Here is a 12,670-nt window from a genome sequence, read left to right on the forward strand (position 1 = left end):
GGCTCTGCTAGAATAACTTCTCAGTTTTACCCAATTTATGGATAAAAAATAAGTATTCGATTCGCTTCAGTAGCTATTAGTAAGGCTAAATAGCATTAATGGTATTCGCAGCGTGATTGAAAGTGAGGTAAATAGATGACTGCACACTCTGAATCAATGGGTTTAATGGTTCCCCGCACGGGCAGCCTAGATGCCTATATATCATCGGTGAACAGTATTCCGATGTTAAGTGCAGAGGAAGAACAATCGCTGGCAGAGCGTTTACAGCAAGATGGCGATTTGCAGGCAGCGAAACAGCTGATCATGTCGCATCTGCGCTTTGTAGTGCATGTAGCTCGTAGTTACCAAGGGTATGGATTACCACAAGCCGACCTCATTCAAGAAGGTAACATTGGCCTGATGAAAGCAGTAAAACGCTTTGATCCAACGGTTGGCGTTCGCTTGGTATCTTTTGCTGTGCATTGGATTAAAGCGGAAATTCACGAATTTGTTTTACGCAATTGGCGTATCGTGAAAGTAGCTACTACGAAGGCACAACGTAAATTATTCTTTAACTTACGCAAGGCTAAAAAACGCTTGGGCTGGTTCACTAATGATGAGGTGAACACAGTTGCGCGAGAGCTGGGAGTAAGTAGCTCGGAAGTGATGGAAATGGAATCACGAATGAGCGCACACGACGCTGCTTTTGATATGGGTGTTGATGAAGATGATAACAATGAAGTTGCATTTTCACCGTCGCAATACCTTGAAGATAAATCTTCCGATGTAGCTGCTACCGTTGAAGCTCAAGATTGGGAAGCACAAGCAAGCAAACGTTTGGCCTATGCTCTTTCAAGCTTAGATGAGCGTAGCCAGCACATTGTGCGTGCGCGTTGGTTAGATGATAACAAAACCACATTGCATGATTTGGCAGATACGTTCCAAGTATCGGCTGAGCGTATTCGCCAACTTGAACAAAACGCGATGAAGAAATTGCGTATTGCAATGCAGTAAGTGAACTTTAAATATTTAAATAATATGTGTTTAAATGAAATGTAGAGCGGGGTGCGGTGCTTGTTGCATCGCACCCTCAATCTCTAGCCCTATTCCTGGCATGCCTGCCGGAAAACCCGCGAACACTCGCTGTGTTCAGCTCGATGAAAATAACCTTTGTAAGATTTTTGGTAAGCCAGAAAGGCCTATTGTGTGTGGGCAATTCACCGCTCAGGAATATGTTTGTGGTGATTCCCGCGAACAAGCGCTTTTGCTATTGGCACAGTTAGAAATTGATAGCGCCCCAGAATAGCCAGTATTTATCTTCTATTTCACTCGAACTTAATACCAATCAATCAAGGCTTAAGCCTATCGGGAAATATAAGGGGTTGGGTTAATAGGGTTGCCTTCGTGGCGTATTTCGAAATATAAGCCGCTTTCAGCTTGGCCACCACTACGCCCGGCCAACGCTACAGTTTCGCCTTTACGTACAGGCTCGCCAATATCTTTCAGTAATGCTTGATTGTAACCATACAGGCTCATGTAATTCTCGCCGTGATCAATAATCACTACCATACCGAAACCCCGTAGCCAATCGGAAAAGATAATGCGGCCATCGGCAATGGCTTTTACAGGTGCTTCGGCAGTGGCCTCTATAACTACGCCGCGCCAACGAACTTCACCGCTACGTTGGCTACCGTAGCCATGTTTGATACTACCCGGCGTTGGCCAGCTCAATTGGCCTCGCAAATTGGCTAAGCCAGTAAGATTGAAATCTTGCCGCGACATTATTTCTTGAAGCGCGGCCAGCATTTCGGTGAGCTCCTGTTCATTGCGTAGCATATTCTGCAATGCCGATTGTTCGGTTTGCTGTTCACGTTGCAATCGAGCTACAAGCTGCTCTTGTTCGCGTTGCCGATTCGCAAGTTGGCTGCGTTGCTGCTCTTGCTGCTGCAAGGTAACCGTTAACGTATCGCGCTGATCGGATACTTCTTCGCGCACCGCAATTAGTTGCGTTTCTAAGGCATGAAGTTCTGCTAATTGCTCAAGGCGAGCTGCACTCAAATATTGGTAGTATTCAAGCATACGCTCAAAACGAGCAGGGTTATCTTGGTTTAATAGTAATTTCAAAAAACCGTGATCACCGTTTCGGTAGGCGGATTCAATCTGATCGGCTAAAGCGGCTGCTTGTGTTTCAACTTCAGTTTGTAAGCGGCTTTGTTCTTGCTCTAGTTCATAGATATGGCCTTCAACCGAAGCGATTTTCAGTTCGGTTTCGCGTAACGAGCGGCTGGCACTTTGCACTTGCGTTTCTAAGTTTCTTAGCTCGCGTTCGCCACTACTTAAACGCTGCTGGCGCTGTTCTAAACTACGCCGGCGTTGTTGAATTTCATTTTGTAATGCCTGAAGTTGGCGCTCTGCACGGGCATGTTCGGCTTGGGTGCCATCATCTTGAAAAGCGCCAACAGTGGCCGCCATAAAGATTGAGTTGCTACTCGCAGTATTTCCGCGAGCAATGCCAGATGTAAATGTAATTAAGGCAATTGCGATAACAACAATTGCGCTTACATTCACAATGCCAAGTTTTAAGGCGTAGCGCCGGAGTTGCATAGCTAATCCTTCAACTGCATGAGCGTTTTTCCGGTCATTTCTGCCGGCTGCGGCATTCCCAGAAGGTGCAGCATAGTAGGTGCAATATCTGATAAACGGCCATTCGGAACAGGCGTTGCATCGCGGCCCACATAAATAAAGGGCACAAGGTTGCTAGTATGGGCGGTGTGCGATTGGCCAGTTCCATGATCACTCATTTGTTCTGCGTTGCCATGATCAGCAGTAATTAAACATTCGCCGCTATTTTTACGAATAGCTTCTACTACACGGCCAACCGCAGTATCAACGGCTTCACAAGCTTTTACTGCGGCTTCGAAATTACCAGTGTGGCCAACCATATCACCATTCGGATAATTACAAATAAGCACATCAAACTCGCCGCTATCAATAGCTTCTACCAATTTATCGGTGAGCTCAACGGAGCTCATTTCTGGCTGTAGATCATAGGTAGCTACTTGCGGAGAAGGCACTAAAATGCGTTTTTCCCCAGGAAAGGTATCTTCTCGGCCACCACTGAAAAAGAAGGTAACGTGCGCATATTTTTCCGTTTCAGAAATGCGCAATTGAGTTTTATTGTGCTTCGCTAACCACTCGCCGAAAACATTGTTTAATGGTTCCGGCGGAAACGCCACCGGCGCAACAATATCAGCTGCGTATTCAGTTAGCATCACGAAGGCAGAAAGTTTTGGTGTTGGGTTGCGATCAAATGCCGAAAACTCAGTATCAACAAAACAGTGCGTAAGTTCACGGGCTCTATCGGCTCGGAAATTCATAAAGAATACGGCATCGTTATCTGCGATAGGCTTAGCACCTTTTAACCATGTAGGCGCAACAAATTCATCGCTTTCATCGCGCGCATAGGCGGCAGCTAGGGCTTCAGAGGCGTTACCGGCATGTTGGCCTTCAGCTTGAGTTAATAAACGCCAAGCTTTGCTTACGCGATCCCAGCGATTATCCCTGTCCATAGCAAAATAACGGCCACACAAACTGGCAAACTGAGCGCCAGGGAGTTGTTCAAATTCTTTCTCAAAACGCTCAATAGAGGCACCGGCAGAGCGGGGAGGAGTATCGCGGCCATCAAGGAACGCATGAACAAAAACCTGCTTAGCGCCTTTTTCTTTGGCAAGCTTCGCCATGGCCAGCAAATGATCTTCGTGGCTATGCACACCACCGGGAGATAGCAGGCCCATAATATGTACGTTGCCGTTAGCTGCAATAGCTTGTTCTAGGCCTTTATTGATTTCAGTGTTCCGCGCAAATTCACCATCTTCGATGGCTTTGGTAATACGGGTGAAATCTTGGTAAACAATACGGCCCGCACCAAGGTTTACGTGACCAACTTCAGAGTTACCCATTTGCCCAGCAGGTAAACCAACAGCCATTCCTGAGCCATCTACTAAAGTATTAGGAACGGTGGCGTAAAGTTTATCTAAATTCGGAGTATGCGCATGCGCTATGGCATTATCGGGCGCTGCATCACGGCTTCCCCAACCATCGAGAATTAATAATGCGAGTGTTTTTTTGCGAGCTTCTCCGGTAGACATGCAGCGTCCTCGATTAGTTTGGCAATTGTTCAGAAATTACGCCTTAGTTTACTGCATTTACGGTTTAGAAGCACCTGCTGAGGGCAGATTTTACTGGTATCTGTGCGCTGAACCGTTATACTCTTCGGCTATATTTTTAGTCGGTATATTTGCACCCATATGGGTAGCCGTAACAGTTAGTCGGGAGAGGTCATGGACCAACTAATCGAATTCGCAACAGAGCATTATATTCTCAGTGCACTGTGGGTTTTGGTTTTTGTAATGTTAGTAATGGATATTGCAAAGAAACGTTTTTCATCAGTTCAACCATTAAAACCGCAAGAAGCTGTTTTAAAGGTGAATCGTGGTGGCGTATTTGTTGATGTGCGCAATGATGAAGATTTCGCGAAAGGGCACATTCAAGGTTCAAAACAGGTTTCTGTAGAAAAAATTCGCGCAGGCGATGTAAAAACCCTTGAGAAATTTAAAGACGCCCCCATTGTTACAGTATGCAACTATGGAAATACTGCCCGAGGCGCTGCATCAGCACTGGTTAAAGCAGGATTTACCCAGGTGTATGTGCTGCAAGGTGGGCTGCAAGCCTGGCAAGGTGCCAGTTTGCCAGTTTCAAAAACGCAGTTAAAAAACAAAAAATAAAACAACAACGCAGATTTTTATCTTTCATTCTAATTTAAGTAAAGCAGGTAAGTATTATGGCTGATGAACAGCAAACTCAAGCAAACGGCGCTGCACAAAACGAACAGCAAGCGGGCGGCCAATTCTCAATTCAACGTATCTACGTGAAAGATGTTTCTTTCGAAGCACCAAACACGCCAGCTATCTTCCGCAAAGAGTGGAAGCCTGAGCTGAACGTTGATATGAACGTGAGCAACAGCAAGCTAGATGATAACGTTTTCGAAGTAGTTCTTACTTTAACTGTTAAGAACACAGTGGAAGGCGAAGTTGCATTTTTATGTGAAGTAGCTCAAGCCGGTATCTTCTCTATTCCTGCAGATCTTCCAGAAGATGGCTTAGCGCACACGTTAGCTGCTTTCTGCCCGAACATTTTGTTCCCGTATGCACGTGAAGCAATTTCTGGTTTGGTAAGCAAAGGCACATTCCCACAATTGAACCTTGCACCAATTAACTTTGATGCTGTGTTTGCTCAACATATGCAGCAGCAACAACAAGCTGCGCAAGAGCAACCAAAAGCTGACGCGTAAGCATTAGGGAAACTCAGTGGCTGATACTTCATCAGTAACCGTATTGGGGGCGGGGTCTTATGGCACCGCCCTTGCTATCTGTATTGCCCGAAAAGGCCAACGCACATTGTTGTGGGGGCGAGACGAAGCGCAAGTAAGCGAAATGCGAGCTGCGCGCGAGAATACTCGTTACCTACCCGATTGCCCATTTCCAGATCTTTTGGAATTGGAAACTAACCTTGAAAAAGCAGTGCAGGCTTCGGATACCATTCTTGTAGTGGTACCAAGTTATGGTTTTGCCGACGTTCTTCAACAAATTGCACCGCATTTGCGTGAACACGCGGGTGTAGCTTGGGCAACGAAAGGCTTAGAACCTGAAACCGGGCGTTTACTTTCCGAAGTAGCCAACGACGTTTTAGGGCCTGATCGCGCATTAGCTGTGCTTTCCGGGCCAACTTTTGCTGCCGAAATGGCCAAAGGCATGCCAACGGCAATAGCTGTTGCTGCGAATAAACCAGAGTTTGTTGACGACCTATCAAAAGCACTACATTGCGATCGCTCGTTTCGAGTTTACTTGAACGATGACTTTATTGGCATGCAGCTCGGTGGTGCAGTTAAAAACGTAATTGCAATTGGCGCCGGTATGGCCGATGGCCTAGGTTTTGGTGCAAATACCCGAACAGCACTAATTACTCGAGGTTTAGCTGAACTTACTCGGTTAGGCGTAGCTCTTGGCGGTAAGCCCGAAACCTTCACTGGCATGGCTGGCTTAGGTGATTTAATTCTCACTTGCACCGATAATCAATCGCGTAATCGTCGGTTTGGCTTGGCAATTGGCCAAGGTAAAACGGTAGATCAAGCAATGGCAGATATTGGCCAAGCGGTAGAGGGTTATCGCAACACCCGTGAAGTTGTAGCGCTAGCTAAACGTTATAATGTAGAGATGCCAATTTCTGAGCAATTGTATAAAGTTTTGTATGAAGGCAAAGAGCCGTTACAAGTTGCGCAGGATCTTTTAGCTCGCGCACAAACCAGCGAAAAAGGTTAAGCCAAACGTTTCGCTTGATCCGTACGGTAAAACAAAAAAACGTCGCCTAAAAAATAGGCGGCGTTTTTGTTTTTTCACGTTCGTTGTTTTCAGTAATCGTTGCAGTAACCTTCGGCGTTGGTTTAAGCCAGTAAAAGTTGTTGCTCGAGTAATTGCCACTGTTGCACAAAATTATCCGTTGGTTTTTTCTTAAAACCTGAGCGCACGTATTGGCTGAGCTTGCCTTCAGCATAGGCCATTACAATATTCGCCAACATTCCCTCATCGGCTGTAAATTGAACGCCCTCACGCATACGGCGTTCGCGCAGTATTTGCTTAATCTGGCTTTCTAAACGTTCAAATAGGCTTACAACTCGAACGCGTAAGCGTTCATGTTCACCCATTAAAGCATCGCCGGTGAGCACTCGGGTCATGCCTGGGCTTTGTTCGGCAAACTGCAGCAACAGGCCAACAATTTGCTGAACGCGTGGCATGGTTTGCTTCTCGGTTTCTAGCACTTTGTTCACACCACCCAGCACGATATCTTCAATGTAGGTAATAAGATCATCGAACATTTTCGCTTTGGATGGAAAATGCCGATAAAGAGCGGCTTCAGAAACACCTACTTCTGCAGCTAGCTTAGCTGTGGTAATAGGTTGCCCAAGATGAGTTTCTAACATATGTGCGAGTGTACCGAGGATCTCCTCGCGGCGGTTGGATTTCCGTTGTGTGGTCATGCGTGTTTTCCCTGAATTATTTTTACGGCTTATTATGTTGCCGCTTATCTTCATTTATTTTTGTGTCATTTATTCTGTAAATACTTTTTAATGACGGCCAGACGAACCAAAACCGCCGGTGCCCCGATCACTATTACTAAATTCACTCACTAAATTAAAATCAGCTTGAACTACTGGAATAATAACTAATTGCGCAATGCGTTCACCCGGTTGGATAGTGAAGGCAGAGTGCCCGCGATTCCAAATCGATACTTTCAGTTCGCCCTGATAATCAGAATCGATTAAGCCCACTAAATTACCCAATACAATGCCGTGTTTATGGCCTAAACCGGACCGTGGCAGAATGGTAGCCGCTAGGCCTGGATCGGCAATGTGAATGGCTAAACCAGTACCCACCAACTCAGTTTGGCCCGGCTCAAGCACCATAGCTTCCCCAATACAGGCGCGTAAATCTAAACCAGCGGAGCCAGGTGTGGCATAAGTAGGGAGTGGGAACTCTTTGCCTACACGCGGATCAAGGATTTTTACATCAATTACTTTGCTCATACGTTGCTCATTGTTAATTATCGAAAGTAAAACCAGAATTAATCGTTATAGTTTGCTACTAATCAGAGTAATAAGCTGTTTAGCAATCTCTTCTTTGCTGTTGGTGCCAATGTGGTGTTCCGCATCGGCCGATATAGCTATCACTGCGTTGTTATCGCTATTAAAGCCAAGTTCAGGGTTGCTGACATCGTTGGCAATAATCATTTGAATACCTTTGCGCTCAAGTTTTTTGCGCGCATACGCCTGAACATTTTCAGTTTCGGCGGCAAAACCAACGCAAAATGGCGCATTTTCCTGCTCAGCAACCCAGGCCAAGATATCTGGGTTCTTAACCAACGCAATTTGCATTTGATTTTGGCCGTCCTGCTTTTTCATTTTTTGTTCAGCCACATTCATTGGCCGAAAATCAGCCACGGCTGCGCACCCTATGAACAAATCTTGCTGAGCCACCGAGGCGGCCACGACTTTATGCATATCTTCAGCACTAATAATATCAATTCGAGTTACACCTGCAGGGGTGGGAAGCGGGCATGGGCCTGCAACTAAGGTTACATCGGCCCCCGCATTGGCTGCTGCTGTTGCCAGAGCAAAGCCCATTTTTCCCGAACTGTGATTGCTCAAATAACGCACCGGATCGATAGCTTCTCGAGTTGGTCCGGCGGTGATTAACACTCGTTTGCCAGCCAATAGGCCTGCGTTTTCCGCCATTTCTTTATGTAGGGAAAATGTAGCAGCGAAGAACTCTTTAATTTGTTGCAGAATTTCCTGTGGCTCCAGCATACGGCCAGCGCCGGTTTCACCACATGCTTGCAAACCTTCGTTCGGGCCCCAAATAAGTTTGCCATCATCTTGCAGTAGCCGAAGGTTGCGCTGAGTAGCGGGAGCCGACCACATTAACCGATTCATTGCTGGCACTAAAGCAACGGGTGCATCGGTAGCAAGGCAAAGAGTGCTGAATAGATCATCAGCGAAGCCATGGGCTAAACGAGCCATGGCGCTAGCAGATGCTGGTGCTACTACGATGAGATCAGCCCAACGCGCTAATTCTATATGGCCCATAGCCGCTTCTGCGGCCGGATCAAGTAGATCATCATGCACTGGGTTACCGGAAACCGCTTGTAGCGTGAGCGGCGTTATGAAGGCTTTTGCGCCTTTTGTCATTACTACACGCACTTCTGTGCCTTCATCTTTTAAACGCCGCACGAGTTCAGGCGTTTTGTACGCTGCAATACCGCCGGTAACAATCAGCAATAACTTACGGTTTGAAAGGCTTGCCATAGTTGTATCCATGTAAGTAAATACTTACCGTAAAGATAACACGATGCGGATTGTTTTGACGAGTATGGATTGAAACTAGTGAAGGGAACAGGAGGTTCCAATGGTTACAAAATGTGCAGAAAAAGCGGGTGCGAATAGCATAGTAGAAAGGGTAACAAAGCAATCAGAGTTGGATTTAACAGGAAAAACGGCGGTGCGCTCAACTTCGTTTACTGACAATGAATCAGTTAATTTGCCGGAAACGCTGGCAGGTGGAATGTTATTAGCGCAAGTTGAGCCTGAATTAGAAGCGCCGGCAAAGTTACTAATCAAGGAATGGGAAGCACATGAAAGGCCGCGGGAAAAACTGGCTGCCTTTGGGTCCGCGAGCCTCAGCGAAGCAGAGCTTTTGGCTGTGCTGTTCGGCACCGGAAGTGGTGGTAAGGATGTATTAACTTGGAGCCGCGATGTTTTAAAAAACGCGGGTGGGCTAGGTGGTTTATTAGCGCTTTCGAAAGAGCGATTGTTAGAAATTCCGGGCATTGGTTTGGCGCGATCTATGCAAATTCAAGCCATTTTAGAGCTTACTCGGCGTTATTTAGCTAGTTCGCTGCGAAGTGGTGAAGGATTTACGCGGCCAGAGATGGTGAAGGATTACTTAGCCGCGCAGTTAAGGCACCAAGATCGCGAGGTTTTTGCAATACTATTACTGGACAGTCAGCACCGTTTGCTGCATTATTGCGAGCTGTTTTACGGTACCATCAATGCGGCGCCTGTGTACCCACGGGAAATCATTAAGTTAGTGATGCGCCACAATGCGGCTGCTGTAATCTTAGCGCACAACCACCCTTCAGGCGTGGCTGAGCCGAGCCAAGCAGATCAGCGCGTAACTACTCGTATTCGAGAAGCGCTCAGTACCATTGACGTGGCCTTACTAGACCACTTTGTTATTGGTGCTGGCGAAACTGTCTCTTTTGCTGAAAGAGGTTGGTTATAAAGGCTTTTCCCTGCTGGGAACACTTATTAAGCATAAAAAATATCCGGTAAAGCTTGTTTTTAGCGGCGTTTTTTAGTATAAATTGCGCCCTCGATTTATAGGGCAAGGCCATCAGGGCGATTAGGCGAGCTTGCAAAGCAATTTCGGAGTAACGAACATGTCACGAGTATGTCAAGTAACAGGAAAGCGGCCAGTGGTTGGTAATAACCGCTCACACGCGAACAATGCGACCCGCCGTCGTTTCCTGCCAAACCTTCAAAGCCACCGGTTTTGGGTTGAAAGCGAAAAGCGTTGGGTAAAACTGCGCATTTCTACCAAAGGTATGCGTATCATCGATAAAAACGGTATCGATTCCGTATTATCTGGTTTGCGTGCGAAAGGCGTCCGGGTTTAATACCGGCTAGAACGAAAGGAATAATACGATGCGCGATAAAATTCGTCTGGTTTCTTCTGCTGGTACTGGATTCTTCTACACCACAGATAAGAACAAACGTAACATGCCTGAGAAATTCGAGATCAAGAAATTTGATCCGGTAGTTCGTAAGCATGTAATGTTTAAAGAAGCTAAAATCAAGTAATTGCATTTGGTTTACTAGTTTTGTTTAAACATAGAAAAACCCGCTTTTGCGGGTTTTTTTGTGCCCGAAAAAGAGCAACTGAATGTGGTTTTGTTACATTTTAATTCTTGCCGAAATTCCTCCTAGCCTCTAATCTTTTCCCATCCAAATTAAAAACCTAGCTCCCATAACAATACTTACAATCAGAGGCTCATTATGAGTACGGCAACTCCAACTGCGCCACAAGAGCGCCTTCATTTACTCGATATAATTCGTGGCTTTGCATTGCTTGGCATATTGCTGATGAATATTGAATATTTTCAGCGGCCGTTAGCAGAAATGATGCATGGCTTTAATAGTGAACAAGTTGGCCTAGATTATGCCACTGCATGGGGTGTTTTTACTTTCGTGCAAGGTAAATTCTATACAATGTTTTCACTTCTATTTGGTATGGGCTTTGTTCTGTTCCTCGATAGAGCGATGGAAAAAACTAACTCGCCGCGCTTTTTGTTCTTCCGCCGTATTTTTGTGTTGGCGTTGTTCGGGTTAGTACACATGGTTTATATCTGGGGTGGCGATATCCTGCTGAATTACGCCATTGTGGGTGTGTTTCTATTGCTGTTTGTAAAAACGTCACCAGGTCGTCTGTGGAAATGGGGTGCTGCTTTCATTATTATTCCGGTTCTTTTGTATTGGTTGGGCGCTTGGGGAATGCAAATGGCGCTTAATTCGCCAGCAGCACCAGAAATACTTGCTGATTTTGAACAATCGCGAATTGAAATGCAGGATATGATTGCCGCTGGCCACCAAGCTTATAGCACCGGTAGTTATTCCGAAGTAGTGGCTTATCGCTTAGGTGAAATAGCCATGATGTATGGTGGCGGTGGTTTAGTTTTCTTTGTACCTACTATTCTAGGTACTATTCTTATCGGTGCTGCTTTCGCCCGTGCGGGTATTTTCACTCAACCTCGCGAACATCGAAAAGCATTGCGCAATATGGTGTTGTTTGGCGTTATTTTCGGCTTGCCTAGCGCTTTGATTGTGGGTTTCTACGGCTTAGAAATGGAAATGATGGTGCCTGATTATCACAGTGCATTGATTTTCACCGTGCAAGCAATATCCAATATCGGCCTCTGTTTTGCTTACATGGGCATTATTGCACTGCTTTTCTTGGGTGGTAAAAAGTGGTTACAATACCTTGCCCCAGCTGGGCGTATGGCACTTACCAATTACCTTACCCACTCAATTGTGTTTACTACGCTATTTTATGGTTATGCCTTTGGCCTTTATGGTGAATTCGGACGCTTTGCTACAACAATATTCGCATTAGCACTTTATGCTGGCCAATTGTGGTTGAGTACTTGGTGGCTACAGCGATACCAGTACGGGCCAATGGAATGGTTGTGGCGCAGCGCCACTTACATGAAATTGCAACCTATGCGTAAAGCATAACTGCATATATTAATCGCAAAAAAACCGCCAGCATATTGCTGGCGGTTTTATATGTAATTCAAAAATTTGTTGTATTTATACTGGTGGGTCAACTCGCTGGGCGTTTGAAGCGTTATGGCGGAACCATCCCGTTATACTGAAGCGTTCGCGGTAAGCTGTTTTTACTTCGTGAACAAAAGTATCACTTAAGAACACCACCAGGGTGTTTTGTTTGGGTAGCACTGTTTGGAGTACTTCATCGTTGCTGCCATATATCACCAATTCGCCACCATCTTCGGAAGCCCATTCCGGATTCAAATAAAACACAGTGGTAAGCACGCGGTTGCTGCGGCCTTTAAATGCATCTAGATGTTTTTTATAAAATGCTCCAGGCTGGTAGCGCGCTAAGTGACACTCGTAATCGAACAACCCCATAAATAAACGGCGGTTCAAGCGCACTCGTAAATTTTCCATTGTGTTTAAGTAAATCGCTTCTGCCGGCACTTCAGGGTGCAACCAACGAATCTGATCACTGCGCACGCGCGTATTCAGCGTGTGCTGTTGTTCACGACCAATACCGGCATTATTCCAATCAGGTTCGTGAAGGCTCGCGGCATAGTTATAAAGTGCAGCGGTTTCGTGTTTGGGCAAGAAATTTTCGAGGATTACGTAGCCTTTATCGGCCAACGCATCAAATTGAGCTAGCCATTGCTCATCATCGATCTCCGAAGTGAGTTCGCCTTGTGTTTCGTGCAGTGAATCAAGAACCCGGTTCATGTATGCTTTGTTTCCGTGAAATACAGCGCAAGT

The 12,670-nt window shown here is 45.9% G+C and carries 15 protein-coding genes; 9 read left to right on the top strand and 6 right to left on the bottom strand.

Annotated features, from left to right (window positions below; translation table 11 throughout):
* Positions 1-135 precede the first annotated feature (135 nt).
* Positions 136-993 carry an RNA polymerase sigma factor RpoH gene (rpoH, locus tag A28LD_RS09810; RefSeq protein ID WP_007420927.1) on the top strand — a complete coding sequence of 286 codons (858 nt, stop codon included), beginning with the start codon at positions 136-138 and terminating at the stop codon, positions 991-993.
* A 34-nt stretch (positions 994-1,027) separates the two neighbouring features.
* The gene (locus A28LD_RS09815) at positions 1,028-1,285 is read left to right on the top strand and encodes a YkgJ family cysteine cluster protein (RefSeq protein WP_007420928.1); all 258 of its coding nucleotides are present in this window, start codon (positions 1,028-1,030) and stop codon (positions 1,283-1,285) included.
* 56 nt (positions 1,286-1,341) lie between these two features.
* Here A28LD_RS09815 and A28LD_RS09820 read toward each other — a convergent pair whose 3' ends face one another.
* Positions 1,342-2,583: a murein hydrolase activator EnvC family protein gene (locus A28LD_RS09820; protein ID WP_007420929.1), complete on the bottom strand. Its 1,242-nt coding sequence runs from the start codon at positions 2,581-2,583 to the stop codon at positions 1,342-1,344.
* A 2-nt stretch (positions 2,584-2,585) separates the two neighbouring features.
* Complete coding sequence (gene gpmI / locus A28LD_RS09825) at positions 2,586-4,127, bottom strand: 2,3-bisphosphoglycerate-independent phosphoglycerate mutase (RefSeq protein WP_007420930.1); 1,542 nt, start codon at positions 4,125-4,127, stop codon at positions 2,586-2,588.
* Positions 4,128-4,319: 192 nt separating this feature from the next.
* Here gpmI and A28LD_RS09830 point away from each other — a divergent pair, with 192 nt between their 5' ends.
* Genes A28LD_RS09830 through gpsA form a run of 3 tightly spaced genes read left to right on the top strand, consistent with a single transcriptional unit; the run spans position 4,320 to position 6,356 of the window.
* Positions 4,320-4,763: a rhodanese-like domain-containing protein gene (locus tag A28LD_RS09830; RefSeq protein WP_007420931.1), complete on the top strand. Its 444-nt coding sequence runs from the start codon at positions 4,320-4,322 to the stop codon at positions 4,761-4,763.
* A 56-nt stretch (positions 4,764-4,819) separates the two neighbouring features.
* Positions 4,820-5,329 carry a protein-export chaperone SecB gene (gene secB / locus A28LD_RS09835; protein ID WP_007420932.1) on the top strand — a complete coding sequence of 170 codons (510 nt, stop codon included), beginning with the start codon at positions 4,820-4,822 and terminating at the stop codon, positions 5,327-5,329.
* 16 nt (positions 5,330-5,345) lie between these two features.
* Complete coding sequence (gene gpsA / locus A28LD_RS09840; protein WP_007420933.1) at positions 5,346-6,356, top strand: NAD(P)H-dependent glycerol-3-phosphate dehydrogenase; 1,011 nt, start codon at positions 5,346-5,348, stop codon at positions 6,354-6,356.
* A 122-nt stretch (positions 6,357-6,478) separates the two neighbouring features.
* Here the strand turns inward: gpsA and slmA are convergent, their stop codons facing one another.
* From slmA to coaBC, 3 genes are all read right to left on the bottom strand, one after another.
* Positions 6,479-7,072 (bottom strand): nucleoid occlusion factor SlmA, encoded by a 594-nt coding sequence (gene slmA, locus A28LD_RS09845; protein ID WP_007420934.1) that lies wholly within the window; start codon positions 7,070-7,072, stop codon positions 6,479-6,481.
* Positions 7,073-7,159: 87 nt separating this feature from the next.
* Entirely contained in the window at positions 7,160-7,618 is a 459-nt protein-coding gene (gene dut, locus A28LD_RS09850) for a dUTP diphosphatase (RefSeq protein ID WP_007420935.1), read from the bottom strand.
* Between the two features lie 45 nt (positions 7,619-7,663).
* Positions 7,664-8,896, bottom strand: a complete 1,233-nt coding sequence (gene coaBC, locus A28LD_RS09855; RefSeq protein WP_007420936.1) for a bifunctional phosphopantothenoylcysteine decarboxylase/phosphopantothenate--cysteine ligase CoaBC — start codon at positions 8,894-8,896, stop codon at positions 7,664-7,666.
* 256 nt (positions 8,897-9,152) lie between these two features.
* Here coaBC and radC point away from each other — a divergent pair, with 256 nt between their 5' ends.
* The 4 genes from radC (at position 9,153) to A28LD_RS09875 (ending at position 11,881) form a co-directional block, all read left to right on the top strand.
* A complete protein-coding gene (gene radC, locus A28LD_RS09860) occupies positions 9,153-9,872 on the top strand; it encodes a RadC family protein (protein WP_139043580.1) in 720 nt (239 codons plus the stop codon).
* Between the two features lie 157 nt (positions 9,873-10,029).
* Complete coding sequence (rpmB, locus tag A28LD_RS09865; protein ID WP_007420938.1) at positions 10,030-10,266, top strand: 50S ribosomal protein L28; 237 nt, start codon at positions 10,030-10,032, stop codon at positions 10,264-10,266.
* A gap of 28 nt (positions 10,267-10,294) precedes the next feature.
* On the top strand, positions 10,295-10,450 hold the full coding sequence (gene rpmG, locus A28LD_RS09870; protein WP_007420939.1) for a 50S ribosomal protein L33: 156 nt from the start codon (positions 10,295-10,297) through the stop codon (positions 10,448-10,450).
* A 195-nt stretch (positions 10,451-10,645) separates the two neighbouring features.
* A complete protein-coding gene (locus A28LD_RS09875) occupies positions 10,646-11,881 on the top strand; it encodes a DUF418 domain-containing protein (RefSeq protein ID WP_007420940.1) in 1,236 nt (411 codons plus the stop codon).
* 75 nt (positions 11,882-11,956) lie between these two features.
* Here A28LD_RS09875 and A28LD_RS09880 read toward each other — a convergent pair whose 3' ends face one another.
* Positions 11,957-12,637, bottom strand: coding sequence for a 2OG-Fe(II) oxygenase (locus A28LD_RS09880; protein ID WP_007420941.1), 681 nt, complete (start codon positions 12,635-12,637; stop codon positions 11,957-11,959).
* Positions 12,638-12,670 lie beyond the last annotated feature (33 nt).

It is taken from the genome of Idiomarina sp. A28L (genome assembly GCF_000218785.1).
Taxonomy (GTDB): Bacteria; Pseudomonadota; Gammaproteobacteria; order Enterobacterales; family Alteromonadaceae; genus Aliidiomarina.